We start from the raw sequence: 26971 nt of genomic DNA, 5'->3' as shown, positions 1-26971 counted from the left end.
CCCCATATTACTAAAAACGGTATCCCAACCCTAGAATTAAATTAATACCCGGTGCAGAAATTCCAGAGGAATACGAACGATATAGTTGATTTGTAAAGTTTTCAAGATTTAAAGAAACTTTTAGCGCATTTGAAACCTCATATTGCGACCTAAAATTCAAAGTGTACCAAGAAGGAGAATAGGGGTTTCCATCTGCATCTGTTGCATATATATATTCTTTACTACGCTCAGATGCTGCCAAATCATAAAAGGGAATCTCTCCGTTATAATTAACAAACAGATCAGTCCTAAGTCTTTGGTTCTTATAAACCAAGTGTAAATCTCCAAAAGTAGGTGCAACGTGTCTCCCGGGAGATTCGGTACCGTCATCTTCTTCTTCAATCCCCTCGGTAATAGTTACATTAGAAACTACTGAAATATTATCCGTAAGAAAAGCTTCTAATCCAAATTCAAAACCATAGACAAACGCCTTCGCAGCATTCTGAATAGCCTGCACACTGCTTAACTCGCCATTATACATGATTTCATTTTCATCATTAAACAAGTAATTCCTGCGCACCAAAGCATCTACTAAATACGTATAAAACGCGGTACTTTTAAAAACTACCTTGTCATTAAAGTTCTTTTGAAGACCTAACTCTATATTATACGCATATTCTGGTTCTAAGTCCGGGTTAGGAACCACTACCGCACCAGGTTCGGAATCAAAAATCTTGCCTACATCATCCACATTAGGTGCCCTAAAACCGGTTGAACCATTTAAGGTTATCTGTAAGTCTGCCTTTGGGAACCAACTAAAGCCCAAACTACCGGTCAATGCTCCGTTATTAAGATTAGCATCATCAAATGGAAACGGGTAGTAGGTTTTATCAAAATCAGCATCTATCCAAACATGGCTATATCGTAACCCAGAGAGTACCGTGAAATTAGGTTTTGCTTTATACTCTCCATTTACATAACCCGCTAGCGTTTGCCAAGTAGCTCCATCTGGATATCTAGAGGCCGTTTCAGAAACCAAACGGGTTTCTATATTTTCTTGGCTACCAACAGAACCTACTTTATTAAAAATATATTCGCCTCCATAATACAAACGTAAGTTGCCAATTTTTTTATTTTCAAAATCGATATTGGTGGAGATGGCATCTACTTTTTCTTCTGTTGAATATCTAACCACATCTTGAAAACCCCTATCATTTCGGCTTTCTTCAAAATGTTGATAGGCGGTTGTTATTTTTAATCCATCATAAAAAATACCTTTCCCTCTTTTATTCATTTGCAAATTGCCCATGAACCATTTTTGAGGCCCGTAATACCATTCTGCAGAACGAAGTCCCTCTCCAGATTTATCAGGTCTAATTAAACGGTCATATCTCGCAAAATCCGAAGTTTCCGAATAATGTAAACCTAAATCATAATGCCATGTATTATTGGGGTTATATGCTATTTTTTGCATCAAATTAAACTGATTGTAACCTGTAGGATTCTGAATTTTAGTATTCTGGTTATCAACAAGAACATCCATACCATTAATGGTAGATACATATTGATTTCTTAAATATGAATCCGGACCGTGAGACCCCATTTTCATATCTTGAAAACTATTGTAGGTAGCACTAGTTAAAAAAGCCCATTTCTTTTTACCCAAATTAAAATCTACATGAACCGTATTTTCTGTATTTACCGAAGCAAAACGATAGCTTGCGTTACCCGAAAAAGTAAGACTGTCGGAATTTGAAAACTCTGCTTTTTTGGTATAAAAATTCATAACCCCACCAATAGCATCACTACCATAGATTACAGAACCTGGGCCAAATATTATCTCGGTACTTTTTACGGAATAAGGGTCTATTGAAATTACATTTTGCAAATTACCTCCACGGAAAATAGCATTGTTCATACGCACCCCGTCTACAGACAACAGCAAGCGATTAGTTGCAAACCCCCTAATCATTGGGCTACCACCACCGAGTTGACTTTTCTGAACGAATACCTTTCCACTATTCTGCAAGAGGTCTGCGGAAGTTTGCGGACTTGAAAAAGAAATTTCCCGTGCGTCTATAACCGTCATTTTATTGGGAATATCTTTCTTTTGTTGTTCCCATTTAGAAACTGACATAACCACCTCGTCCAGTTCTTCGGCCTTCATAACCATATAAAACTGACTGCCATGCCTAAGAATTTGTGCTTTCGCACTCTTCCTTAATTGATAACTGAGATGACGAAAAGTAATACGCTCTTCCGAATCAAAAACGCTCAAATCTACCTTGCCATCAAAATCGGCAAGTGCCGTTTTTGTATGGTCATTATTGTAAATAGCCACATTTCCTATAGGTTCACGACTATCTACATCCAAAACCGTAATCTGTTGGGCAAATGCGGCCTGAACGCACAAAAAAATAAGTAAAAACAGAAATTTGTTCATACTAGCTAAATACTTCGTTTAAGATGGCTAGGGATTTTGGTTTTCTAAACCCCTGCAAATGCAACTCATAGAACAGCACAAGTGATTGTAAAAGTTCATGACGGTTGTTTTTATTCATTTTGATATCATGTATCTCATCAAAATGCATGCCCAAGAAGCTTTTAAAGTAATCAAGATTATCTCCTGTTAAAATTGGATTTAAAGAAAGAGTGTCCGTAAACTCACCTTCCAGCAAATCAAAATAACTAGACCCTATTTCATTCGTATCCGGATAAAAACCTAAATACCGTGTTAAGCGTACCAAAAAGTAGATATGAAAATTAGAAATCCTACTCTGAGCATCAAGCCATTGCAAAGAGGCTTCTACGAACTCAAAAAGCACTTCATTTGCCTCTTCTTCATGAATGCTGTTGGCCAACATCTCCGCCAGAAACAGAGTCATAGCATTCTTTGATATATCTGAATGTAATGTTTGGTAGGGGTAATTGATTTTCGCCTCCTTTATACTTTCTAAAGCCCCTTTATTTTTATGATTGGCAACAATTTCAAGTTGAGTCAACGGCTGAAAATACGCCGTTTTTAACTTTCCCTTCTTAGAAGCCAAAACTCCTCTTAATAGATACGATTTTATACCGTCAGATACGGTAAAGGCCTTTACAATTAAACTTGTATCGCCATATTTAAGAGATGTAAGAACTATAGCTTTGGTAGTTACCTGCATGTAAAAGATTGGGCTTTATAACAAATATAGCTTTAAATAGGAAAAGGTGGTTAGTGGTTAGTGGTTAGTGGTTAGTGGTTAGTGGTTAGTGGAAATTTAAAAAACACTTATATATAAAAAGACCTGTAGCTTAAAAGCTACAGGTCCTTACTATGTTCTAATAGTCCTTGTCTAAATCACACCCTGCGCTAACATGGCATCGGCAACTTTTACGAAACCTGCTATGTTTGCTCCTTTTACGTAATTACAAAAACCATCTTCTTCTTTTCCGTACTCAATACAGGAATCATGAATATCTTCCATAATATCACGAAGTCTTTCGTCAACCTCTTCTCTGGTCCAACTAATTCGCAATGAATTCTGAGACATTTCAAGTCCTGAAGTAGCAACTCCACCAGCATTAGAAGCTTTACCTGGAGCAAACAAAATTTTAGCGGCATGAAAAGCATGAACCGCATCTGCATCACAAGGCATATTAGCACCTTCGGCAACACACATACAACCATTTTCTATTAACGTTTTGGCATCATCAACCAACAACTCATTCTGAGTGGCACACGGTAAGGCTATATCACACTTAACACCCCAAGGCGTTTTACCTTTGTGATATTCAGAACCTTTATACTTGTCGGTATATTCTGATATTCTTCCACGTCTTTCGTTCTTTAATTCCATCACAAAAGCTAGTTTCTCGGCATCTATTCCATCAGCATCGTAAATATAACCACCAGAATCAGATAAGGTAACAATTTTGCCTCCTAATTGAAGTACTTTTTCTGCAGCATATTGGGCCACATTACCAGAACCGGAAATAACCACGGTTTTACCATCAAAAGTTTCATTTTTTGTTTTAAGCATACTTTGAGCAAAATATACCGTTCCGTATCCTGTTGCCTCTGGGCGAATTTTAGAACCACCCCATGACAGACCTTTACCGGTTAAGACACCCGTAAACTCATTTCTAATTTTTTTATACATACCAAACAAGAATCCTATTTCTCGGGCACCCACACCAATATCTCCGGCAGGAACATCTGTATTTGGACCAATATGACGGCAAAGCTCTGTCATAAACGCATGACAAAACCGCATCACTTCATCATCCGACTTTCCTTTGGGGTCAAAATCCGAACCCCCTTTTCCTCCACCCATGGGTAAAGTTGTTAAGCTATTTTTAAACACTTGTTCAAAAGCCAAGAACTTTAAAATACTAGCATTAACTGATGGATGGAACCGCAAACCTCCCTTGTAAGGGCCAATAGCTGAATTCATTTGAATGCGATATCCTCTATTTACATGTATTTCTCCCTCATCATCTATCCAAGCAACTCTAAACGAAATTAGTCGCTCTGGTTCAACCATTCGTAGCAAGATATTCTTACCGTTGTATATTTTATGTTTTGCGATATATGGAATTACCGTTTCAGCAACTTCTTGCACCGCTTGAATGAACTCAGGCTCATGCCCGTTTCTATTTTTGATTTCATCCATGAAATCTCTAATCTTAATATCCATAACGTATTTTTGTTGAATTTTTATTATAACGGCAAAATTATGTTATTTATATAACTAAATAACTCTTTTTCTAAAAATACACTAAACTAGCTTATTGCTTGCTCCAAATCAGCAATCAGATCCTCAATATCCTCAATACCTACACTTAACCGTATCAAAGCATCTACAACTCCACTTTTTTCCCTTTCCTCCTTTGGAATACTAGCATGGGTCATACTTGCCGGATGCCCAGCCAAACTCTCCACTCCACCCAAGGACTCTGCCAACGTAAATACCTTTAATTTTTCAACAATTTTAATGGCATCTTCATAACTGCTTCCTTTGGTCACAAAGGAAATCATGCCTCCAAAACCATTCATTTGACTTTTTGCTATTTCATGATTAGGGTGACTTTCAAACCCTGGCCAATTTACTTTTTCAATCTTTGCATGCTTAGCCAAAAACTTTGCTATTGCTTCTCCATTCTCACAATGCCTCTGCATGCGTACATGAAGCGTTTTTATACCACGTAACACCAAAAAACTATCCGTTGGCCCTAAAATAGCACCACTGGCATTTTGAATAAAATACAACTCATCTGCAATATCTTTATCCTTTACAACCAGTGCACCGGCAACAACATCGCTATGCCCACCTAGGTATTTTGTAGCGGAATGCATTACAATATCCGCACCCAAATCTAATGGCGTCTGCAAATAAGGTGTAGCAAACGTATTATCTACAGCCAGCAGTACTTTATATTTTTTAGCGAGTTGGGCAACCCCCTTTATATCTATGATGTTCATCATTGGATTTGTAGGTGTCTCAACCCAAATCAACTTTGTATTGTTGTTTATGGCAGATTCGATGGCATCTACATGCTGCATGCCAACAAAATTGAATTTGATACCATACTTTTCAAAAACCTTTTTAAACAAGCGGTAACTTCCTCCATATAGGTCATTAGTTGAAACCACTTCATCACCAGGACTCAATAATTTAATTACTGCATCCATTGCCGCAAGACCACTAGCAAAGGCTAAACCATAATTCCCATTCTCAATACTGGCCAAAGAATTCTCCAGAGCTGTTCTGGTAGGATTAGCACTTCTTGAATACTCATATCCTTTATGTCCTCCAGGCGTGGTCTGGGCATAAGTAGACGTTTGATAAATAGGAGGCATCACTGCACCATAAGCTTCATCAGGTTTTTGCCCTCCGTGAATTGTCTTGCTATTGAATTTTAACGTTTTTTCGTCCATTTTTTATATTTATTCGTATGAATCTATCGTTATCTTTGAGATTGGATATTCCAATAGTATTTGCTCTACCCCAATGAAATACCTCTATGAGAACCCAAGTTACCTATATCATTTTACTTTTAGCCCTAGTCGGATGTCAAAAAGAGAACAAACTAACCTTTGAGACTTTAAGTCTTGATGAGACCCGTTGTTCTGAATGTCCGAGCGTAGAAATCAATATCCCTAAGGCACTTGAAAATTCTAAAATAGCAACATCCATTAATACTGCTATAGACGAAGAAATCATAGAAACTTTAAACTATGATGATGAAATAGAGACTTCTAATATTAAAGATGCCGTAGAATCCTTTAGCAATGGATATTGGGAGCTCAAAAAACTATACCCTGAGGAAACCACCAACTGGGAAGCAAAAATAGAAGGCACTATTTCTTATGAAGACCCAGACTTTCTAACCATTGAACTCAACTCCTATATTTTTACCGGAGGAGCACATGGATATAGCTCACAGCATTTCTTAAACTTTGACAAGAACAAAGGAAAAGAACTAGAAAACTGGGAAATTTTTAAAGACCGCCAAGATTTTGAGAAATTTGCGGAACAAAAATTTAGAGACCAAGAACATATACCTCAAGAAGGCCCCATTAATAGTACTGGATTTATGTTTGAGAGTGATATGTTTTACCTACCTGAAAATATTGGGTTCACCAAAGACGGTATAAAACTGCTTTATAACCCCTATGAAGTTGCTTCTTATGCAGATGGTCCTATAGTATTAACTCTTCCTTATAAAGACGTTAAGCCTTATTTGGCCAAAAAGAAATCTTAACCCTTATTTTCCAACAACCTTGAGCAATGAAATAATTGCTCCGGCATGCAAACCTTCATGGTATGCAGTAAATGCAAGTGCATCTTCTGTTGATGTTAAGGTTACACCGGCACTAGTGGTATATTCAGCATATTCTTGAAAAAGTCCCGCTTCGTAATCTTCAACCATCCATTCTAAAGTAGAAATAAGAAAGTCGGCAACTATCATCATTTCCTCCTCAGTTGCAGTTCCATCTGGCACTGTTCCTTTTTTAAATTTTTCGACCAATTCCTCCGAAACACGCATTTGAAGGTGACTAAACTTATACACTAAAACCTGCGGTGTAATTACGGTATGAGCTATATTCCACCAAATATTATTGTTAAAACCCTCAGGTATCTCAAGTAATTGCTCCTTGGGCGTTTCCTCTAAAATTTTATATAAACGTTTTCTGTTCTGTAAAATGACATCAAAAAGTTTTTTCAAAGCGCTCCTGTTTTAAAGTAGGCCTCAAAAATAGTACAATTGAACTGAATTGGGTTTCTTTGCAAAGTGATTTTATGTTAAGAAAAATGAAAAAAATTTACCACCTCAGCACCTGTGACACCTGCAAACGTATTCTTAAAGAATTACAGCCATTAGATGGTGTTATTCTTCAGGACATTAAAACCGAAGCAATGACCCAAAAGCAGGTAGAAGAAATGCAAAAAATTGCAGGAAGCTACGAAGCTCTTTTTAGCAAACGAGCACGTCTTTACAGACAAATGGGCTTACATGAGAACCAACCTTCAGAAGGTGAATTAAAAAATTTAATTCTAGAACATTACACTTTTCTTAAACGACCGGTGATTATAATAGAAGACCAAATTTTTATAGGTAACAGTAAAAAAGTAGTGGAAGCTGCAAAAGAAGCCCTACACCAGTGAGCAGACGCACACTTGCCATATTAGCCGCCTTAGGCGCAACCATTATTTACGCTCTAAACCACACCATTGCCAAAGGTGTAATGCCTAATTATGTTCAGCCTTTTGGCTTCATAATGTTACGCGTAATTGGAGCGGCCATACTCTTTTGGAGTATTTCATTTTTTGGACCGAAAGAAAAAATCGATAAAAAAGATTATCCAAGAATGTTCATTTGTGCACTCTTGGGTATGGGTCTTAACATGTTAGTTTTCTTTAAAGGCCTATCCCTTTCTACACCTATTAATAGTGCGGTCTTGATTACAACTACACCAATTGTTGTGGTCTTGCTCTCCGCTATTTTGATAAAGGAAAAAATTATTCCTAAAAAAATGTTAGGTATCCTTATTGGTCTTCTAGGAGCACTTGGGCTTATTTTTTTCGGAACTGAAACAAGACAAGATGCCCCTAATATTCCTTTGGGGAACTTTCTTATTTTTATGAATTCTGTGTTTTACGGTTCTTATTTGATTGGAGCAAAAACCTTAATCGCCAAATACCATCCGTTTACTTTTATGAAATGGTTGTTTACCATTGGCATATTCATCTGCCTTCCTCTTGGATATCATGAGCTTCTTGCCATAGACTGGCCCAACTTACCCTTTGAAGCGTTATGGAAAATTGTATTTGTAGTCTTGGGAACTACGTTTTGCACCTATCTATTTAACATTTTTGCACTTACACAGCTCAGAGCCTCTACTTTAAGTGCTTTTGTATACATGCAACCGCTCATAGGTATCCTTTTTGCTGTTGCTACAGGACAGGACAAGCTCACCACCCTTAAAATAGTAGCGGGTTGCCTCGTATTCTTAGGTGTGTACTTGGCCAGTAAAAAGCCTAAACCAGATCCTTTGGAGTCCTAGCGTACTTTCTGGTGTCCTCTTTGCTTAATACCCTATAGCCTTCAGGTTTTTCAATAACATTGAATTTAGCCAGAAGATCATTGGGCAAACCTGTAAGTTTTCTCGCTTTTAAATCTATCCAGGCACCCATCATTTCACAGTGGGCAAAGTTTCGCCCTTTGTAATCGTAAAAATTATGGTGAAACTCAAAAAATTGCCCATCTTCGCTCATGCCCATTACTTCCATAGAAACTTTTACCGGCTGGCCAGGAAAGGCTTCTTTGAAATAATACATATGCTCGTAAAAGACAACCGGACCTATCTCCTTTTCCAGTAACGTTTTGTGTCCGAAACCTATTTCCGTTAAAAAGCTCATTCGGGTGTGGCTCATAAAGTTCAAATAAGCAGAATTGGCCAAATGTCTATTCGCATCAACATCACTCCAACGTATTTCAAATTCTTTTAGGTACATATTCTAAAAATTAATATATTATGCATGCATAAGAATAGCAAAAATACTATAGTTTTGACAATAGGGTAATTTATACCCTTAAAAATTTATGGTAAATACTAATCTCAACTAAACATTTCCTAATATGAGCACAAAACCTTCTTTTATAAACGATTTGGATTTACCTGCCATTGCCGCCCCTATGTTTTTGATTTCAGGGCCAAAACTTGTAATTGAGTGTTGTAAAAATGGTATTGTAGGTACGTTTCCGGCATTGAACCAACGTACTAGTGAAGGTTTTGAAGAATGGCTCATAGAAATAAAGACCGAACTTGAAAAATTCGAAAACGAAACTGGCAAAAAACCTGCTCCGTTTGGTGTAAACCTCATTGTGCACCCAACCAACCCAAGATTAGAAGCGGACGTAAAGCTTTGTATAAAGCACAAAGTCCCGTTGGTAATCACCTCTTTAGGGGCGGTTTCTATGGTCGTGGATGCTATTCATAGTTATGGAGGGCTCGTATTCCATGACATCATAAAAAAACGTCATGCCGAAAAAGCTCAAGAAGCTGGCGTTGACGGGTTAATCCTAGTTGCAGCTGGTGCAGGAGGCCATGCAGGAACTATAAACCCAATGACTTTAGTTGCAGAAATAAAAAAATTCTTTCATAAGACCATAATTCTTTCTGGTTGTATCAGTACGGGACGCGATATTGCCTCCGCCCTGCAAATGGGTGCCGATTTAGCTTATATGGGTACACGATTTATAAATACTGATGAAAGCAAAGCAACTCCTGAATACAAGAAGATGATTATTGATGCCGGAGCCAATGATGTGGTCTATACCGCTTCTATTTCTGGAGTTCATGCAAATTTCTTAGGCGCCAGCCTAAAAGCTGCCGGAATTACGGAGGAAGACCTAAAGAAAGATACTAAAATAGACTTTGGAAAAGAACTTGATACCGAAGCCAAAGCATGGAAAACCATATGGTCTGCAGGCCAAGGTTCTGCTTTAATTGATAATTCCATTCCTGTAGCTGAACTTATTTCTAACTTGAAATCAGAATTTAAGTTTGCTATTGAACAACAGATTATGGTTCTAGAGAAATACCCTAAATAATAATCCTAGTCAGGAACCGAAGCCTTTGTTTCCCTTGCCCGTAATTCCCCTAAAAACTGATGTACTTGGCTTACGGCCATTGAACCCTCACCCACTGCGGAAGCAACTCGTTTTACAGAACCTTTACGCACGTCACCCACTGCAAAAAATCCAGGCAAACTGGTTTCTAAGGATTGTGGCTTGCGTTTGGAATAAATATCACACATATACAAGTCCTCTCTATCAATACCCGGACCTGTACAAACAAAACCTTTTTCATCTGTAGCTACAACCCCTTCCAACCATTCAGTACATGGTTTAGCTCCAATAAAGGTAAATAGGTTTGTAATGTTCATTTTGGTTTTCTCACCATCACTATTTTCTAAAACAAGAGATTCTAAATGGTGATCACCATACAAATCAGTTACTTGAGAATTCAGCTGTACGTGAATGTTGGGTGCCGCTATAATCCGCTGCACTAGGTAGTCGCTCATTTTAGATCCTAAATCGTTTCCTCTTAGCACCACATGCACCTCTTGAGCATAATCTGCAAGAAACAAAGCAGCTTGACCAGCAGAATTTCCTCCACCAACAACACCAACCAATTCACTTTTACAAGCAGACGCATTCATACCCGTAGCCGAATAATACACTCCACTACCCTCATATTTTTCAATAGTATCAATAGGTAGCTGTCTATAATTAGCCCCTGTTGCAGCCATAAGAGACTTAGCTTTCACCACTTTTCCGTTGGTTGCAGATAGTATAAAATGGTTGCCGGTATGTTCTATTTTTTCAGCCCTATGTGGAATAGAGATGTTACAACCAAATTTTTGAGCCTGTATATAGGCCCTGTTCGCTAGGTCACGCCCAGAAATCCCCGTAGGGAAACCCAAATAATTCTCAATTTTAGAACTCTTACCCGCTTGTCCTCCTGGAGCATTGCTATCAATAGTTACAACGCTTAATCCTTCTGAAGCTGCATATACACTAGCTGCCAAACCTGATGGTCCTGCACCAATTACTAGGAGGTCAAAAATCTTATCCTCAAAATCCATTAAAACCCCCGAAAAACGTGCTACCTCATCTAAAGTTGGCTTCATATGCAACTGTCCGCCGTTACATATCATAAGAGGTAGATCCTTATCGGAAAGATTAAAGTTTTTAAGTAAATCCTTAGCCTCATTCGTTTGATCTACATTTAAGAAATTATACCAGATGTAATTCTTATCCATAAAATCGCGAATGGCATAGGCTTCTTTAGAATTCCCTGAACCTACCAATTTAATACCACCCACATACTCATTCAAAATAGTATCTTGGCGTTGTAAAAAAGCGTTGAGCAACAAATCACTTAAATTACTATGCTTAGCAATAGCTTCTTTCAGCTTGGCTGGCGTTATTTTCAGAAGTTCAGAACCTGCCTTGGCCACAGCTCTGAATTGAGCTCCACGATCAGACAACATGCCACTATCTCCGGAAAATTGATTTTTACTATGAGTAACAATTACTGTCTCATTGTTATTTGGGTTAAGTATAGCTATTTCACCTGCTAGAACAACAAAAAAGTCATATCTCAACTCCCCCAAATCAAATACTACAGTATCTTCTGAGTAAGATTCTATCTTGCCATATTCTTTTAATACATTAATATGGCTCTGCGGTAATTCTGGAAATCTAGGATCGTTCATAATTTAGTATGTAGCTATTTCTTCGTCAATATAGCACCAAAGCCATCTCTCATTACGCTCGGCACTACTAATTACAGGATGGTTTGTTGATGCAGCATGCTTACTAGCATGCTGGTTGGGTGAACTGTCACAACAAAGAGTTATACCACATATTTGACACGTACGTAAATGAACCCAGTTATCGCCCGTTTTTATACATTCTTCACACTCATGTGCCTTTGCTATCTTTACCTCTGTGATGGCCTCTAAATGACCACATTTTCGTGCTATTTTTGACATGGCTAAATTTACAATAAAGATTAACATAGCCGATGATGCTCATAATATCATTTTTCAAACTTAATTTTAGCTTATAGTTTAAGTTAGCTAGTTTAAAATAATAGATTTCAAATGCCTTTAGTACCCTCTGATTACAACCCTAATTTCATATTTAAAAACGGACACCTATCTACTGTATATTCAGGACTTTTTAGACGAATAGAAGGATTGGTGCAACAGCGGGAACGGCTAGAACTAGAAGATGGTGATTTCATGGATTTGGATTGGAGCTATTCAGAAACTAAATCCGAAAAAGTAATTATACTACTCCACGGTTTAGAGGGAAATGCGCAACGCCCCTATATAACTGGAAGCGCAAAAGCTTTCAACACTAAAGGAGTTGATGCCTGTTCCGTAAATTTTAGGGGGTGTAGCGGGGAAACGAATCGTCTTTTTCGTTCATACCACTCCGGTGCAACAGAAGATTTGGATGCAGTAGTGCAACATATTCTAAAAAAACAAAAGTATTCTGAAATCTATATAAAAGGTGTGAGTTTAGGCGGGAACTTAGCTTTAAAATATGTCGGTGAAGAACGAATACTTCCTGCGGAACTAAAAGCTGTCATAGGTGTTTCAGTGCCGTGCAACCTTTATAGTTCATTAAAAGAATTATTATCCGCAAAAAATTACCTCTACGCCAAGCGTTTCAAAAAACATTTGGTCAGCAAACTATGGAGTAAAATAGAATTGTTTCCCGATAAAATTTCAAAGGAAGATGTTCTCGCTATTAAAACTTTAAAAGATTTTGATGACATCTACACAAGTAGGGCGCACGGTTTTAAAAATGCCATAGATTATTATGAACAATGTAGTTGCCGGCAGTTCTTACCTAAAATTAAAATACCGTCACTTATTATCAACGCAAAAAATGATTCCTTTTTAGGCGATGAATGTTACCCGTATATCGAGGCAGAAGAAAACCCGAACGTTTATTTCAAAGTCCCCAATTTTGGAGGTCACGTGGGCTTTGTAGCGCCTTCTGATCTCTATTATTCAGAAAAAACAGCAATTAAATTTGTACAAGACATGGTTTAAATTTAGTGAATCGTTATATTAGCGACGCAAATAAAAAGCCGCACTAAAGGCTAGAACATTGAAATAAGGGATAAGATGAAAAAATTACTAAGCGTATTGGCACTGGGTGCTTTGCTTGCCAGCTGTGGCGAAGAGAAAAAGGAAGAAAAAAAGGGTGGTTTTGAAATGAACAGAACCAAAACCGAAACTAAAGCTGTAGAAGCCAAATCCGAAGGTGTACCTGTTGATATGGATAACCAAGGTGTTGGACCATATAAAGATATTTCTTTTGACGCAGATATCAACGCTGATATGGCTGCTACCGGCGAAGCAAAGTTTAAAGCTGTATGTACGGCTTGTCATATGGTTGACAAACGCTTAATTGGCCCTGCTTTAAAAGGTGTTTATGAAAGAAGAAGTCCAGCATGGGTTATGAACATGATTGCAAACCCTGACAAAATGCTCAAAGAAGACCCTATTGCACAGGCATTATTAAAAGAATATAATAACGCTATTATGTTAAATCAGAATCTTTCTGAAGAAGACACAAGAGCAGTTGCAGAGTACCTTCGTACGCTTTAGTAGCCGCTAATTTTATATACATATGCCGTTGTTCTATTAAAAGATAGGGCGACGGCATGTTTTTTTTGAATATATTAGTAGCTCTCAATCCTCTTAAACCCTGTTCCATTGAAATCAATTTTACGTTTTTCTCTCGCCATTATCATTTTTTCGTGTACGAACACGTCTTTTTCACAAAAGATAAAACCAAAAAAAGTAAAGGAAAGTATGCAGCGCGTTGCCGATTGGCAAATCGAAAATTTTGAAGGGCTGTATAGCGACCATAAAAAACCACATCACCCTTTAGATTGGACTAATGCCGCTCTTTATGTAGGTATGGTAAAATGGGCAGAAATGGCAGATGATGACACGTATTATGAATGGTTAAAAAACATAGGTAATGAAAATGAATGGCAATTATATAAACGAAAGTATCATGCAGATGACCACGCTGTTGGCCAAATGTACATTGACCTTTTTCGTAAATACAATGATGAAAAGATGATTGCCACCACCAAAGAGCAATTCAATTTTATTATGTATCACCCTTCGCAAAGCTCTTTGGAATGGAAAACACCATATCACCAAGACCGTTGGAACTGGTGCGATGCCCTTTTCATGTCACCTCCTGTTTGGGCAAAGTTGTACAAAGAAACAGGAGAGAAAAAGTATCTAGACTTTATGGTGTCTGAATTTAAGGCTTCCACGGATTTTCTTTTTGATAAAGAGGAAAGCCTTTACTACCGTGATGAACGGTATTTTGACCAGTTAGACAACGGTACAAAAATATTTTGGTCCAGAGGAAACGGATGGGTGTTTGCCGGGCTTACCAACATCATGAACGAATTGGACCCAAAAAGCGAAGAATATGCCTATTTCTTGGACATCTATACCAAAATGGCGAAAAAGCTTCTTGAGATTCAAACTGAAGAAGGGCATTGGGCCATGAGTCTTTTAGGTCAAGAGTTTTATCCTACTCCTGAAACAAGTGGTTCGTCATTCTATGTTTACGGGTTGGCATGGGGTATAAACAAAGGTATTTTGGACAAGGACACCTACGAGCCAGCTGTTAAAAAAGGATGGAACGCTATGGTAGGCCATGTAACCAAAGACGGAATGTTAGGCTATGTACAACCTATTGGTGCGGCACCGGGCAAAGCTTGGCCGGATAAAACGGAAGTATATGGAACGGGTGCTTTCTTAAGTGCTGGTTCAGAAGTGTATCAGCTTTATGGTGGGGAGTAATTCCGAAAATTAAAGTTACAAATCATGAAAATTGTTACATGGAACTGTAACGGAGCACTCAGAAATAAGTTTGAAGCCCTTTTTGTATTTGATGCGGATATCTATGTGGTGCAAGAATGTGAAAATCCTTTAAAAACCAATCATAAGAAATATGCAAAGTGGGCCAATAACCATTTATGGATAGGTGACACTAAGAACAAAGGCCTAGGGATATTTGCAAAAGATACTATTGATTTATCTCCATTGACTTGGTCACATAGCTATAAAGACCACGATGTAAAACACTTTTTACCCTGTAGGATTAATAATGAGTTCAACCTTTTAGCAGTTTGGACTCACCACAACAATTCTCCTACTTTTGGGTACATCGGTCAATTCTGGAAATATCTACAAATCAATAAAAGCAACTTACAAAACTGCCTTATTCTTGGTGATTTTAATAGTAATATTTGTTGGGATAAATGGGACCGTTGGTGGAACCACTCCGATGTTGTATCCGAGTTAAGCGAAATTGGCATAGAAAGTCTATATCACTTTTTTTATAAAGAATCACAGGGAAAAGAATTATACCCTACGTTTTTCCTTCAACGTAATCTTGAAAAAAAATATCACATAGATTATGTATTTGGACCTAGTAAATTCCAAGATAATTTGAAACTAATTCAAATTGGCGAGGTGAGCATATGGTTGAAAATTAGCGATCACCTTCCTATTTTCAGTCATTTTAAACTATAATCTTAAACCTTATCCGTAACCACTTTGTAAGTTGGATCCTCTAGAACGTTTACATCAATAATATCAATGGCATTTTCTAAAAGGCGAATACAATCTCTACTTAAGTGCCTTAATTGAACTTTCTTACCCTGTTCAGCGTATCGCTCTGTGATTCTATTTAAAGCTTCTATTGCGGACATGTCCGAAACTTTACTTTCTGCAAAGTCAATTATCACTTCGTCTGGATCGTTGAGCACATCAAACTTTTCATTAAAAGCAGTTACCGAACCGAAAAACAAAGGACCATAAATTTCATAATGTTTAACCCCATTTTCGTCTATATGTTTACGAGCCCTAATTCGCTTTGCACTTTCCCAAGCAAATACCAATGCAGATATTATAACCCCTATTAATACGGCTAAAGCCAAATTGTGCAATAGCACGGTAATTAAGGTGACCAATATCATTACAAAAATATCTGGCTTAGGCATTCGTCGTAAAGCCTTAAAACTTGCCCATTCAAATGTACCAACGGCGACCATTACCATAACCCCTACCAATGCGGCAATAGGAACAAGTTCTATGACTGGAGCTCCGAACAGTATAATTATTAATATAGTTAATGAAGCAATTATTCCCGACAATCTTGCCCTAGAACCAGCTGATAGATTAACCAAAGTTTGCGCAATCATAGGACATCCGCCCATTCCTCCAAAAAATCCGTTCAATATATTTGCTCCTCCCTGTGCCAAACACTCTCTGTTACCACTTCCCTTGGTACCGGTAATTTCATCTACTAGGTTTAATGTAAGTAAACCTTCTGTTAGTCCCACTGCTGCCATAATTAAACCATACGGTAAAATGACCATAAAGTCTTCCACTGTTAAGGAGATATCGGGTATGTGAAATGAAGGCAGTGACCCGCTAAGCGACTTAAGTTCTTCTCCTGGCAAGGTATCTTGATTAATAATATGCACAACTTGTTTGGTATCAATATCAAGAACATACACTATTATAAATACAACGATAATTCCAATTAGGGAAGACGGAACCGCTTTGGTCAATTTGGGAACAAAAACGATAATTGCGATTGTAAACAATACCAGACCTAACATAGTATACAATGGAGTTCCTGACAGCCACACTGCAGCATCTCCCGTCCCCATTTTAAATTGGTCCATTTGTGCCATAAAAATAATGACAGCCAAACCATTAACAAACCCGAACATTACAGGTTGAGGAACTAAACGAATAAACTTACCAAGCTTTAAGAGACCTACTATCATTTGAAAAACACCTGCCAAGGCAACTGCTGCAAAAACATATTCCAATCCATGAGAACTCATCAGCGCCATCAATACCACTACCGTAGCACCGGCCCCACCGGAAATTAGCCCAGGTCTTCCTCCAAAAATAGATGTAACCAAGCCCATTATAAAAGCAGCGTACAAACCTACTAATGGCGAAAATCCAGCAAGAATCGCAAACATTAACGATTCTGGTATCATCGTCATTGCAACCGTTAATCCCGCTAATATTTCATTTTTATAATCGACCTTCTGATTAAAATCGAACAAATTCAGATACTTCTTCATGGCATTGGGATTTTAAGCGTGCAAAAATACGTCAAAATACCCTATATGCCATAGGGTTAGCAACTAAAAAGACCTTGCGGAGGTGCTACGGGCCCCATATCTATATCTCTTGTAAATAAGAAAAGGGTGGGATATGTACGGAAGCTCTTCTAAATGTCTGAAAAAAAAACCGCCCAAAGCATTGCTGCAATGGGCGATTTCTAACTAAATAACCAACCAAAAAACGTTTATATATCTCTACTTCTTTTCACATTCATTATGGGATTAGAAGTCTTTTTTCTCTTTTTTTCTACTGCGCCTTTTCCGGCTTTTAAATACTCTTGATAACCTTTTCCGCGGAACTCATATACTGTTCTACTGCGGGGATGATAAAGCTCAATAGTACTCTCATTAATAACGTACAATTCAAAGTAATCATTGCTCGATGAACGGTAGTCCAGTGTTAAAGTTTTGAGCATTTCATCGTCTGCAGTGTCGTACACCGAGTAATCTCCCTCAAAATCCCATTGAAGGTTTACAAGAGGTGTTCCAACTTGATCAATAGACGACCTAAAATTGTTAGGATTAAACTGCAAAAAGTTCTCATTATCGAACTCATTCAAGGCTCCTTCTAGACTTGTATATGATTTTTCCCAAGCATTATACTCTTGTAAAAAGTAATGGATATTCTCATAAAACAACATATCATAATCAAAATTACTAACCTGATACCCCTTTAAATAATATGATGTATCCGAACGTGCATCATATAATTCTATAGTATTACCGCTTACGGCAAATACATCTAAAAACCATTCTCCGTCTATATCATGATTTATATCTACCGATCCACGAACTGTATTGTAATAGCCCACATCAATACCAAAACCATTTCCTGTTTTACCAATGCCCACTATATTGTTATTGGCATAAAATGTACCCCTTTCAAAAGACACGGTAAATGCGCGTTGTAAAAAAGGAACTTCTCCATTGCCCGTAGTCGCATTAATATCTACATACCATAGGTCATATGACTGCAATACTTGGCTTGTATTGTATACAGGCGCATCTATAAAATCATCTTCAACAATAACCTCAGTATAACATGAGGTCATTAAAGTGGCTGCAAAAATTGTTGTTAAAAGTAGTTTTGTCTTCATAATGATGGTATTACAATTCTTACTATCCAAAACAAGCACCGTGCCATTATTCTTAATGCACTATTAATCAACACTTAAGGTTTCGGTTTTAAAATTAACTAGTTTTGTACCAAGTGAAATTCCAATACCTATAACCAACCATTTAACAGTAACTAAGACATCTATTATAGTGCTATGACCCAAAAATTTACAGTATTAGGCGGCGGCAGCTGGGCTACAGCCATTGTGAAAATGCTTTGTGTAAACCAAGAAAAGGTAGGCTGGTATATGCGGAATTCAGATGCCGTTGGTTTTATCAACATTCAAAAACACAACCCCAAGTACCTTACTTCCGTTACTTTTGACACCAACAAATTAGAACTTACCGATGACATCAATAAAGCGGTAGATAATTCGGATATCTTGATATTTGCTATACCCTCTGCGTTTGTTGAAGGTGAGTTAAAGAAAATAACGAGTTCTTTAAAGGATAAAATCGTGTTTTCCGCTATTAAAGGTATTGTGCCCGAATCTGGATTAATAGTTGGGGAACACTTTCATGAAAAATATAACATCCCTTTTGAAAATATTGGCGTCATTACCGGACCCTGTCACGCAGAAGAAGTGGCCCTAGAACGTCTTTCTTATCTGACTATTGCTTGTGCAGATACTGAAAAAGCGGCTTACATTGCCAAAAATTTAAGCAGCGATTATATTAAAACCAAAGTTACCGAAGATATTATAGGTACCGAATATGCCGCAATGCTCAAAAATATTTATGCCATTGCCGCCGGTATTGCCCACGGATTGGGCTATGGAGATAATTTCCAAAGCGTGCTTATGAGCAACGCCATTCGCGAAATGAAACGTTACACAAAACGTATACATAAAATAGACCGTAATATTAATGAATCTGCTTATTTGGGCGATTTGTTGGTTACAGGATATTCCACATTTAGCCGTAACCGTATGTTTGGCAATATGATTGGTAAGGGGTATACCGTAAAAAGTGCGCAGATGGAAATGCGCATGGTTGCGGAAGGGTACTACGCCACTAAAAGCGCCTATGCTATTAAATCTAATTTCAAGAAAAAAGTAAAAGTGCCTATAATAGATGCTGTATACGCGGTTCTTTACGAGAATAAAAGCGCAAAAAAAGTCTTTACAGCGCTGACGGACAAATTAGACTAATACATACCAATCGGTATAACACAAAATCGGCCCGTTTCTTTGGAAAACGGACCGACTTATCACTCAACATTAATTTTTTACAATTTCACCCGGTTGCGAACTATACGCGGTCTAGGGTGAAGTTCGAGTGGTCATCTAGTTCTTTCATTAGGATTTCTCTCCATTCAGCAACCTGAGCGTCATCAACAGCAAAAATTGATTTAAACTCTTCTAGTAAAGGCTCCATTAGAGTACGGATACTATCAATATCAAAATACAATCTACCCGTTCTTCTGATAAAGAAATCCATTGGATTTTGGACCATTTCAAACTCAACACCAAATTGAAGTTCAGCTTTTGCCATACGGACGTATTTATCCGCATCTTTTAACGCTGCATAGTTTTCCAAGATCATTTCCGTCTGCTTACCATAATTGGTAACCAAGAACCAAGCATCGTGCTTAGAAAAGCCATCAGGTTTAATACGGCTGTAAACCTCAGCAATATACTTTTCAACGTGTTTGAATTTTTTGAAATCAACATTCCCACATAAGAATATCTTTTCTGTATAACATTCCTTCAACTGGGTACCGTCTTCTTCCTCCATTTTTTTAGCGATACGGTCAACAACCCGCTCTGCCATTTTACGGTAACCGGTGAGCTTTCCTCCAGCAATACTTATAAGGCCTGTATCTGAAGTAAAAATCTCATCTTTTCTAGACAGTTCTGAAGCAGATTTGCCTTCTTCATGAATTAACGGACGTAAACCTGCCCAAGAAGAAATAATATCTTCCATTTCTAAATTGATGCTCGGAAACATATTGTTTACAGCAGAAATCAGATAAATAGCATCTGCCAAATCTGTACGAACATTATCCTTATCCTTATTGAAATTAGTATCCGTAGTACCTACGTAAGTTATTTTTCCACGCGGAATGGCAAACATCATTCTACCGTCCGGAACATCAAAATATACCGATTGTTTTATTGGTAATTTTTCCTTAGGAAATACTAAATGCACCCCTTTGGTCAAGTGCAGCTGCTTTCCTTTTTTAGAGTTATTGGTACTTCTAAGTTCATCCACCCATGGACCAGCTGCGCTAATCACATATTTAGACTTAATACTAAATGTAGCACCGCTAACACCATCTTTTACCTTAACTCCTGCCACTTTATCATCTACATAGACAAAGTCCTCTACAGAAGCATAATTCAATGCCTGAGCGCCAAATAATAAGCTAGACTTAATATTTTCAATAGTTAGACGCGCATCATCCGTACGGTATTCCGCATAATATCCTGCACCTTTTACTATTTTCTTAGGAAGTAAGGGCTCTAGTTTCATAGCCTCTTTCTTCTCCAACATTTTTCGTTTATCCTCACCAGTAACCTGTGCCAAAATATCATATACTTTCAGGCCAATTGATGTTAACCACTTACCGTAAGAACCATTTTCAATAAGCGGTAGCAACATTTTTTCAGGTAATACCAAGTGTGGCGCCAGTTTGTGAACAATCGCACGCTCCGAACCTACCTCTTTTACCAACCAAAAATCAAACTGCTTTAAATAGCGCAATCCACCATGAATTAGTTTTGTAGATTTACTACTGGTACCTGATGCAAAATCGCCTTTTTCCAAAAGGGCCACTTTTAATCCACGTGAAGCCGCATCTAGTGCTATTCCACCTCCTGTAATACCGCCACCAATTACAACCAAGTCATACGTGTCATTGGTTAGCTCCTGTATTGTTTTTGCTCTATCTAAATTAGAGAACCTTATATTTTTCATAGCTTTATGTCTTTCTATGTACCGTTTTTACTATTACTTATTTATCATCCCAACCTTTGGTACGCTCAACGGCCTGTTTCCATTTTTTGTACAAACGTTTGCGTTTTACACGATCAAAGGTAGGCTTAAAGATTCTGTTCATTGGCCTATTTTGATCAACATCTTCCTGTTTCCAAAGTCCTACTTGAATACCCGCTAAAAATGCTGCTCCCATAGCCGTAGACTCTATTACCTCTGGTCTGTGCACCTCAGAATCTAATATATCTGCCTGAAATTGCATTAAATGGTTATTAGCGCATGCCCCGCCATCTACACGAAGATTTTTTAGTTGAATTTCCGAATCGTCCTCCATTGCTTTTAGAATATCCTTTGTCTGATATGCCAAAGACTCTAAAGTCGCTTTTGCCAGATGAGCCTTACCTGTATCTCTTGTAAGTCCAAATACTGCTCCTCTAGCATACATATCCCAATATGGAGCTCCAAGGCCAGCAAAAGCAGGCACTACATATACAGGGTTTTCACCTTCCACAGAATCTGCTAACGCCTCGGTTTCCGATGCATTGTCAATTAATTCTAACCCATCACGAAGCCACTGAATTGCCGCTCCTGCAATAAAAATACTCCCCTCGAGTGCATAGTTCACTTTACCATCTAAACCATAAGCAATGGTAGTAAGCAAGCCATTTTTACTAAACTGAGGGGTTTCGCCGGTGTTCATAAGCATAAAACAACCCGTACCATATGTATTTTTGGCAGTACCCTTTTTAAAACAACCTTGTCCAAAAAGTGCCGCTTGTTGATCACCAGCAATACCCGCAATAGGTATTTTCTTTCCATCAATTTCATAATCACCAAAATGGTAAGCAGATGGTTTAACCTCGGGCAGCATGAGTTTAGGAATACCAAGCGCTTTCAGCATCTTATCGTCCCATTTTAGGTTTACGATATCGTAAATCATTGTACGGGATGCGTTAGTATAATCCGTTACATGGTTTGCACCATTGGTCATATTCCACACCAACCATGTATCCACAGTACCCATTAGCAAATCGCCATTTTCAGCTTTCGCACGAGCGCCCTCAACATTATCTAAAATCCATTTTACCTTGGTTCCGGAGAAATAAGAATCAATAACCAACCCTGTGGTCTGACGAACATGCTCCGTTAAACCCGTCTTTTTTAAATGTTCACATATGTCTGCTGTACGCTTATCTTGCCATACAATGGCATTATAAACAGGCTCACCTGTAGTTTTATCCCAAACCATTGTGGTTTCCCGTTGGTTGGTGATACCTATTGCTTGAATATCATTAACATCAACTTTTTCCTTTTTCAACAATTCGTCCAAAACACCCATTTGGGTTTCTAGAATTTCTTTTGGGTCATGTTCTACCCAACCTGATTTTGGAAAAATTTGTTTGAACTCTTTTTGAACCATACCTTGTATCTGGCCATCTTGACTCACAAGTAAAGCACGTGAACTAGTAGTTCCTTGATCTAACGATATTATGTATTTCATATGATAATTGTTTATGGCTTGAACCATACAAAGTAGCATAGTGTAGCACAGCAAATATAAATAAATATAAGCAAATAATTACATAGCGAGGAATCTAATTTTATTCAATCTGTATTGATACAAACATCTCATTACCATAGGCATCTAAAACCATTACTTTGTGTTGCCCCTTTTTAGGAAGAATTGCTATTTCATGAAAATTTCTGGTCTGTCCAATAAATGTCTCGTCTAAGTACCAATATACTTCCGTTTCAGGCTTTGTATGCGCTAATTTCAAAATCAGCTCGTTCGTTTTTCCATCAAACCCTTTGGTTAAAGTAATACGGTTTCCATTTTTGGGATATATAAACTCCATTGGCGAAACACTAGTATTGATACAGTCATTCCGGAAAGGGGGTAAAGATTTATACGTTGGATGCGTAGATCGATAATAAAACTGCATTAAAGGTGGAAGCACAAACCAAGATTCAGATACTGCCGAAGCCAATTGCGCACAAGAAGAATTTACCCTAAATTGTTTAGCACGATCTAAATATACCATTTGATGATATTTACATTCTGAGACATAATTCTGCTTGTTAGGAATAGAAATAGTCTTCTTTGGGCAAATATCTGTTGTTAAATATCCGCTTTGAGTACAAACTTCGATATCTACAAACTCATCTAACGGCTTTTGGAACCATTTGCTTTGAGGAAGCACATCAAAAACATCAAATAATAAGGGTGCGGCAGAAGTTACTCCGGTAACATTTGGTCTTCCCTCTCCATCTGCGTTCCCAAACCATATACCGACCACATGGTCTGCAGTCACCCCAATAGCCCAAGCATCTTTGTTTCCAAAACTAGTCCCGGTCTTCCAAGCAATCTCTTTACTACTATCGAAGAACTGCCAAGATTCATCGCCTTCTGGTCTATTCACCTCCCTCATAGCCTCAAAAGTGAGGTAAATGCTGCCCGCATCAAAAACAGTTTTTTCAGTCGATAATTCTCCAAAATCGACTGTCTGGTTTGTTTTTAAAATCAAATCCGTAAACTCATTCTTGAAATATTCGCTTGAAGTTGTGTTAAAATGATTTAGGGTAGACGCCAAATTAGCGTATGTTTTACACAAATCCCACAAGTTGCTTTCCGCTCCTCCTAGAATTAATGTTAACCCATAATGATCTGCAGATTTATTAATCCCCCCAAGTTGAAAAACATCTAATTGATCTCTAAACTTTTCTAATCCATACTCTTTCAACAATCGAACTGCAGGAATATTTAAAGAACGCGCCAAGGCCTTTTTTGCTTCTACCGCTCCACCGTAGTTTTCATTAAAATTCTCAGGCGAATATCCCGCTATTTGTGTTGGAATATCTGCCACTAACATATCTGGCAACAGCTCGCCTGCATCTAACATTGCGGAGTATAGTAACGGTTTTATGATACTTCCGGTACTCCTGTTTGCCTGCACCATATCTACATCTTTTTGATGTTCTTTTGAAGTAGGCGTATTGCCAACATACGACAAAACCTTTCTCGTATGGACATCAAGAACCAAAACCGCGGCATTGTGTACTTGATTCTGTTTTAGATTTTGATGATGTTTTTGAACTATAGCATTTATAGTAGCTTGAAGGTTGACATCCACAGTAGATTTAATACGTTTGCCCTTGTTTTCTTTGGCCAAATACTGCACTAAATGCGGTGCTGCCTTTGGTAGTTGATAGGGTTTCTGCGGAAGACCTTCTAACAATGCCAAATCATAGGTTGTACGATCAATCAACTTTTCTTTAAATAGTTTCTTCAACAATCGGTTACGTTTGGACAGAAGCTTCTCCTGATTCTTACCAGGATAAATTAGACTTGGAGCATTTGGTAATACTGCTAGAGTAGCAGATTCTGCCCATGACAATTGATGCGGGCGAAGCCCAAAATAACGCCAAGCCGCCACTTCTATACCCACAACATTACCTCCAAAAGGCGCATGACTGGCATAAAGCTTTAGAATGTCATCTTTTGAGCGACTCAGTTCCAGCCTCGTTGCCAAAATCAGTTCTATGCCCTTTTCAAAATAAGAACGTGTTTTACCGCTTCTAGCCAATCTGATTACTTGTTGCGTAATCGTACTGCCTCCACGTACCGTTCTACCCGCATTTATATTGGCCCCAACTGCCTTTACAATAGCCGCCGGGTTAAAGCCGGGATGTTTGTAGAAATACGCATCTTCAAATTGAAGAATACAAGTCCTAAACTTATACGGTACGCTATCTACCTCTGCAAACCGCCATTGACCATCATCTGCAATCATAGCGCCTAACAAAGCGCCCTGCTTACTTTCTACCACAGTAGCCGTGGGCGATTTAAATAACTTTTTAGGTAAACAGAAATAATACGCAATAAGAAAAACTACCAAAAAAATCAGCTTCTTTGGGTGCCTTCTGCCAAATGAGCGGATCCTCTTCATTTTTTAAACAAATATTATCCCTGTATTGACAAAAAATCAGGGTTTCTAACAAATCTAATCGCTAGTGTTTCGGTTGCAGCACATTCTATATGTCAATACCATAACGCATTAGATATACTCCTTATCAACAAAATAACCGACAATGGCCTCTTTCATTAAAACAGATTGTTCCCCAGCCTTTAATGCGGGTAACTCTTCTTTAATGGTATAATGGGGCCAACCATCATCATCAAAAAACTCAAACTCATAATAACCATAGGGCTCCAATAAACGACAAATAGCAATATGCATAAGGTCTAATTTATCGTTCTTTTTATATTTTCTGTGATATTGCCCTAGTTCCTGAACCCCTACTAAATATATGATTGCATCAAGTTCTAATGTATCTCCATCAGCAAATTGAGTAGATAATTTACCCACTAATACATTCCATTTTTCTTTTAACTCTTCGTCTCTTGCCATTAATTCTTTTGCATTATTCCGCGGAATAGATATAAGTTGCAAAGGTACAAATCAAAATACTACTTTTGTGTAAAGACATCAATCATGAGCTTCTTAGATATTATTTTAGGATTACTGCTTTTATATGGACTTTGGAAAGGTCTCAAAAACGGACTTTTTGTAGAGATTGCCTCTATTATTGCCTTAATTGCGGGTATTTATGGCGCTATCCATTTCTCATATTATGCAGGTGATTACCTTTCCCAGAATATGGAATGGAACGAACGGTATATTAATATTGCCGCTTTTGTAATCACCTTTATAGTCATTGTTCTTGCTGTACAATTAGCGGGAAGATTCCTAACCAAAATAGCCAACTTTGCTATGTTAGGACTTTTAAACAAGGTTGCTGGTGGAATTTTTGGGGTTGTTAAAGTAGCCGTAATCTTAGGTGCTTTACTCATTTTCTTTGAACGTGTGAATAATTCCACAGGTGTTGTCAAAGGTGAGACCATGCAGGAATCCATACTTTACGAACCCATTAAAGAAATTGGTGCATTTATTTTTGACAATGTCCTTCAAGAAGAAATAAACCCAAAAGGCGAAATAGAAAAAGAAACGTTGCAGGCAAGTACTTAAGAACCATATGCCTTAACATTATATAGAAAAGCTATACTTGCCAATTATTCAACTCTCGAATAAAACAACAGTTAAACAATAAACTTCATCTTTAAAAGTGGTAGTTGCTCTAAAACATGGTCTCCCATGTAATTTCTATAATTCAGAGACGTTTTAGTACTTCACCAAATCAGATTAAAAAATGAAAAAACCTATTTTATTATTTTTTATGGCCGTAGGCTGTATTCTAACTTCGTGTAAATCCGACGACTCCGGTGACGATGGTGACTTATTAGGAACTTGGTCCTATATTGCATATGTAGATTCTGAAGGCGAAGAACTTGCTAATGACTGTGAGAGCATGGATATTCTACGATTTAAAGATGGTAACATTTTAGATTATGAACTCCACAGCACAGATAGTACAAGCGGTGACTGCATAGAAGGAACTCACGATTCCGGTTCATGGACTTATTTGTTTAATGGAAAGGTTCAATTGGATTATGGCACCGATGGAAATTCAGATATAACCGTTGCAAAATATAAGGTTTCTGGAGATATTCTAACGCTTACTATTAATGAAGGTAACGGCGAATACCAAGAAAAATTCAAGAAAAAATAAAACATATATCTATTACCTAAATAAGAAAAAGACCCTTTGTAAGGGTCTTTT

The 26971-nt window shown here is 37.8% G+C and carries 25 protein-coding genes; 11 read left to right on the top strand and 14 right to left on the bottom strand.

Going from position 1 to position 26971, the window contains the following annotated elements:
- Nucleotides 1–10: 10 nt before the first annotated feature.
- The 4 genes from IWC72_RS07525 to IWC72_RS07510 form a co-directional block, all read right to left on the bottom strand.
- The gene (locus tag IWC72_RS07525; RefSeq protein ID WP_194529363.1) at nt 11–2422 is read right to left on the bottom strand and encodes a TonB-dependent receptor plug domain-containing protein; all 2412 of its coding nucleotides are present in this window, start codon (nt 2420–2422) and stop codon (nt 11–13) included.
- 1 nt (nt 2423) lies between these two features.
- On the bottom strand, nt 2424–3143 hold the full coding sequence (gene recO, locus IWC72_RS07520) for a DNA repair protein RecO (RefSeq protein WP_194529362.1): 720 nt from the start codon (nt 3141–3143) through the stop codon (nt 2424–2426).
- 171 nt (nt 3144–3314) lie between these two features.
- Complete coding sequence (gene gdhA, locus IWC72_RS07515) at nt 3315–4658, bottom strand: NADP-specific glutamate dehydrogenase (protein ID WP_194529361.1); 1344 nt, start codon at nt 4656–4658, stop codon at nt 3315–3317.
- Between the two features lie 86 nt (nt 4659–4744).
- The gene (locus IWC72_RS07510) at nt 4745–5899 is read right to left on the bottom strand and encodes a cystathionine gamma-synthase (protein ID WP_194529360.1); all 1155 of its coding nucleotides are present in this window, start codon (nt 5897–5899) and stop codon (nt 4745–4747) included.
- An 86-nt stretch (nt 5900–5985) separates the two neighbouring features.
- On the opposite strand from IWC72_RS07510, the gene IWC72_RS07505 reads away from it, so the two are divergent.
- Nucleotides 5986–6726, top strand: a complete 741-nt coding sequence (locus IWC72_RS07505; protein ID WP_194529359.1) for a DUF3298 and DUF4163 domain-containing protein — start codon at nt 5986–5988, stop codon at nt 6724–6726.
- 3 nt (nt 6727–6729) lie between these two features.
- Here the strand turns inward: IWC72_RS07505 and IWC72_RS07500 are convergent, their stop codons facing one another.
- A complete protein-coding gene (locus IWC72_RS07500) occupies nt 6730–7191 on the bottom strand; it encodes a DinB family protein (protein ID WP_194525596.1) in 462 nt (153 codons plus the stop codon).
- Nucleotides 7192–7277: 86 nt separating this feature from the next.
- Here IWC72_RS07500 and IWC72_RS07495 point away from each other — a divergent pair, with 86 nt between their 5' ends.
- Nucleotides 7278–7631: an arsenate reductase family protein gene (locus tag IWC72_RS07495; RefSeq protein ID WP_194529358.1), complete on the top strand. Its 354-nt coding sequence runs from the start codon at nt 7278–7280 to the stop codon at nt 7629–7631.
- Nucleotides 7628–8530, top strand: coding sequence for a DMT family transporter (locus IWC72_RS07490; protein ID WP_194529357.1), 903 nt, complete (start codon nt 7628–7630; stop codon nt 8528–8530). Before IWC72_RS07495 ends, IWC72_RS07490 begins: the two co-directional genes overlap by 4 nt.
- Here the strand turns inward: IWC72_RS07490 and IWC72_RS07485 are convergent.
- Nucleotides 8505–8981, bottom strand: a complete 477-nt coding sequence (locus IWC72_RS07485; protein ID WP_194529356.1) for an acyl-CoA thioesterase — start codon at nt 8979–8981, stop codon at nt 8505–8507. The two genes, IWC72_RS07490 and IWC72_RS07485, sit on opposite strands and share 26 nt — an antisense overlap.
- Nucleotides 8982–9105: 124 nt before the next feature.
- Between IWC72_RS07485 and IWC72_RS07480 the strand changes: the two genes are divergently transcribed.
- Nucleotides 9106–10080 (top strand): NAD(P)H-dependent flavin oxidoreductase, encoded by a 975-nt coding sequence (locus IWC72_RS07480; RefSeq protein WP_194529355.1) that lies wholly within the window; start codon nt 9106–9108, stop codon nt 10078–10080.
- A 5-nt stretch (nt 10081–10085) separates the two neighbouring features.
- Here IWC72_RS07480 and IWC72_RS07475 read toward each other — a convergent pair whose 3' ends face one another.
- A complete protein-coding gene (locus IWC72_RS07475; RefSeq protein WP_194529354.1) occupies nt 10086–11750 on the bottom strand; it encodes an FAD-dependent oxidoreductase in 1665 nt (554 codons plus the stop codon).
- Nucleotides 11751–11753: 3 nt separating this feature from the next.
- Entirely contained in the window at nt 11754–12029 is a 276-nt protein-coding gene (locus tag IWC72_RS07470) for a UBP-type zinc finger domain-containing protein (RefSeq protein ID WP_194529353.1), read from the bottom strand.
- A gap of 111 nt (nt 12030–12140) precedes the next feature.
- Between IWC72_RS07470 and IWC72_RS07465 the strand changes: the two genes are divergently transcribed.
- The 4 genes from IWC72_RS07465 to IWC72_RS07450 all read left to right on the top strand — a co-directional run bounded on the left by IWC72_RS07465 (nt 12141) and on the right by IWC72_RS07450 (nt 15623).
- A complete protein-coding gene (locus tag IWC72_RS07465; RefSeq protein WP_194529352.1) occupies nt 12141–13103 on the top strand; it encodes a YheT family hydrolase in 963 nt (320 codons plus the stop codon).
- 75 nt (nt 13104–13178) lie between these two features.
- On the top strand, nt 13179–13664 hold the full coding sequence (locus tag IWC72_RS07460; RefSeq protein ID WP_194525582.1) for a c-type cytochrome: 486 nt from the start codon (nt 13179–13181) through the stop codon (nt 13662–13664).
- 108 nt (nt 13665–13772) lie between these two features.
- Complete coding sequence (locus IWC72_RS07455) at nt 13773–14888, top strand: glycoside hydrolase family 88/105 protein (RefSeq protein ID WP_226979519.1); 1116 nt, start codon at nt 13773–13775, stop codon at nt 14886–14888.
- A 24-nt stretch (nt 14889–14912) separates the two neighbouring features.
- Nucleotides 14913–15623 (top strand): endonuclease/exonuclease/phosphatase family protein, encoded by a 711-nt coding sequence (locus tag IWC72_RS07450; protein WP_194529351.1) that lies wholly within the window; start codon nt 14913–14915, stop codon nt 15621–15623.
- Between the two features lie 2 nt (nt 15624–15625).
- On the opposite strand, the gene IWC72_RS07445 is transcribed toward IWC72_RS07450, so the two are convergent.
- Both IWC72_RS07445 and IWC72_RS07440 read right to left on the bottom strand, forming a co-directional pair.
- Nucleotides 15626–17197 (bottom strand): SulP family inorganic anion transporter, encoded by a 1572-nt coding sequence (locus IWC72_RS07445; protein ID WP_194529350.1) that lies wholly within the window; start codon nt 17195–17197, stop codon nt 15626–15628.
- Between the two features lie 227 nt (nt 17198–17424).
- Entirely contained in the window at nt 17425–18336 is a 912-nt protein-coding gene (locus IWC72_RS07440; protein WP_194529349.1) for a nicotinic acid mononucleotide adenyltransferase, read from the bottom strand.
- Nucleotides 18337–18510: 174 nt separating this feature from the next.
- Here IWC72_RS07440 and IWC72_RS07435 point away from each other — a divergent pair, with 174 nt between their 5' ends.
- Complete coding sequence (locus tag IWC72_RS07435) at nt 18511–19506, top strand: NAD(P)H-dependent glycerol-3-phosphate dehydrogenase (RefSeq protein WP_194529348.1); 996 nt, start codon at nt 18511–18513, stop codon at nt 19504–19506.
- Between the two features lie 100 nt (nt 19507–19606).
- Here IWC72_RS07435 and IWC72_RS07430 read toward each other — a convergent pair whose 3' ends face one another.
- The 4 genes from IWC72_RS07430 to IWC72_RS07415 all read right to left on the bottom strand — a co-directional run bounded on the left by IWC72_RS07430 (nt 19607) and on the right by IWC72_RS07415 (nt 25701).
- Nucleotides 19607–21274, bottom strand: coding sequence for a glycerol-3-phosphate dehydrogenase/oxidase (locus IWC72_RS07430; RefSeq protein ID WP_194529347.1), 1668 nt, complete (start codon nt 21272–21274; stop codon nt 19607–19609).
- A gap of 37 nt (nt 21275–21311) precedes the next feature.
- Complete coding sequence (glpK, locus tag IWC72_RS07425) at nt 21312–22793, bottom strand: glycerol kinase GlpK (protein WP_194525570.1); 1482 nt, start codon at nt 22791–22793, stop codon at nt 21312–21314.
- Between the two features lie 100 nt (nt 22794–22893).
- Complete coding sequence (gene pbpC, locus IWC72_RS07420; protein ID WP_194529346.1) at nt 22894–25239, bottom strand: penicillin-binding protein 1C; 2346 nt, start codon at nt 25237–25239, stop codon at nt 22894–22896.
- A 108-nt stretch (nt 25240–25347) separates the two neighbouring features.
- Nucleotides 25348–25701, bottom strand: coding sequence for a hypothetical protein (locus IWC72_RS07415; RefSeq protein WP_194528090.1), 354 nt, complete (start codon nt 25699–25701; stop codon nt 25348–25350).
- Between the two features lie 84 nt (nt 25702–25785).
- Here IWC72_RS07415 and IWC72_RS07410 point away from each other — a divergent pair, with 84 nt between their 5' ends.
- Both IWC72_RS07410 and IWC72_RS07405 read left to right on the top strand, forming a co-directional pair.
- Complete coding sequence (locus IWC72_RS07410; RefSeq protein ID WP_194529345.1) at nt 25786–26319, top strand: CvpA family protein; 534 nt, start codon at nt 25786–25788, stop codon at nt 26317–26319.
- A gap of 181 nt (nt 26320–26500) precedes the next feature.
- Nucleotides 26501–26920 (top strand): lipocalin-like domain-containing protein, encoded by a 420-nt coding sequence (locus tag IWC72_RS07405; protein WP_194525564.1) that lies wholly within the window; start codon nt 26501–26503, stop codon nt 26918–26920.
- The last annotated feature ends 51 nt before the right edge of the window (nt 26921–26971 follow it).

Origin of the sequence: Zobellia roscoffensis (genome assembly GCF_015330165.1) — a bacterium.
Taxonomy (GTDB): Bacteria; Bacteroidota; Bacteroidia; order Flavobacteriales; family Flavobacteriaceae; genus Zobellia; species Zobellia roscoffensis.
The sequence above is the reverse complement of the archived record's forward strand: the minus strand, read 5'-3'. Positions and strand labels throughout refer to the sequence as shown.

Coding starts and splice junctions, on each gene's coding strand:
- IWC72_RS07505 (WP_194529359.1), top strand. CDS start 5,986: ATGAGAACCCAAGTTACCTATATCATTTTACTTTTAGCCCTAGTCGGA.
- IWC72_RS07435 (WP_194529348.1), top strand. CDS start 18,511: ATGACCCAAAAATTTACAGTATTAGGCGGCGGCAGCTGGGCTACAGCC.
- IWC72_RS07410 (WP_194529345.1), top strand. CDS start 25,786: ATGAGCTTCTTAGATATTATTTTAGGATTACTGCTTTTATATGGACTT.
- IWC72_RS07470 (WP_194529353.1), bottom strand. CDS start 12,029: ATGTCAAAAATAGCACGAAAATGTGGTCATTTAGAGGCCATCACAGAG.
- IWC72_RS07445 (WP_194529350.1), bottom strand. CDS start 17,197: ATGAAGAAGTATCTGAATTTGTTCGATTTTAATCAGAAGGTCGATTAT.
- IWC72_RS07415 (WP_194528090.1), bottom strand. CDS start 25,701: ATGGCAAGAGACGAAGAGTTAAAAGAAAAATGGAATGTATTAGTGGGT.
- IWC72_RS07495 (WP_194529358.1), top strand. CDS start 7,278: ATGAAAAAAATTTACCACCTCAGCACCTGTGACACCTGCAAACGTATT.
- IWC72_RS07430 (WP_194529347.1), bottom strand. CDS start 21,274: ATGAAAAATATAAGGTTCTCTAATTTAGATAGAGCAAAAACAATACAG.
- glpK (WP_194525570.1), bottom strand. CDS start 22,793: ATGAAATACATAATATCGTTAGATCAAGGAACTACTAGTTCACGTGCT.
- IWC72_RS07510 (WP_194529360.1), bottom strand. CDS start 5,899: ATGGACGAAAAAACGTTAAAATTCAATAGCAAGACAATTCACGGAGGG.
- pbpC (WP_194529346.1), bottom strand. CDS start 25,239: ATGAAGAGGATCCGCTCATTTGGCAGAAGGCACCCAAAGAAGCTGATT.
- recO (WP_194529362.1), bottom strand. CDS start 3,143: ATGCAGGTAACTACCAAAGCTATAGTTCTTACATCTCTTAAATATGGC.
- gdhA (WP_194529361.1), bottom strand. CDS start 4,658: ATGGATATTAAGATTAGAGATTTCATGGATGAAATCAAAAATAGAAAC.
- IWC72_RS07465 (WP_194529352.1), top strand. CDS start 12,141: ATGCCTTTAGTACCCTCTGATTACAACCCTAATTTCATATTTAAAAAC.
- IWC72_RS07475 (WP_194529354.1), bottom strand. CDS start 11,750: ATGAACGATCCTAGATTTCCAGAATTACCGCAGAGCCATATTAATGTA.
- IWC72_RS07485 (WP_194529356.1), bottom strand. CDS start 8,981: ATGTACCTAAAAGAATTTGAAATACGTTGGAGTGATGTTGATGCGAAT.
- IWC72_RS07450 (WP_194529351.1), top strand. CDS start 14,913: ATGAAAATTGTTACATGGAACTGTAACGGAGCACTCAGAAATAAGTTT.
- IWC72_RS07525 (WP_194529363.1), bottom strand. CDS start 2,422: ATGAACAAATTTCTGTTTTTACTTATTTTTTTGTGCGTTCAGGCCGCA.
- IWC72_RS07405 (WP_194525564.1), top strand. CDS start 26,501: ATGAAAAAACCTATTTTATTATTTTTTATGGCCGTAGGCTGTATTCTA.
- IWC72_RS07460 (WP_194525582.1), top strand. CDS start 13,179: ATGAAAAAATTACTAAGCGTATTGGCACTGGGTGCTTTGCTTGCCAGC.
- IWC72_RS07440 (WP_194529349.1), bottom strand. CDS start 18,336: ATGAAGACAAAACTACTTTTAACAACAATTTTTGCAGCCACTTTAATG.
- IWC72_RS07480 (WP_194529355.1), top strand. CDS start 9,106: ATGAGCACAAAACCTTCTTTTATAAACGATTTGGATTTACCTGCCATT.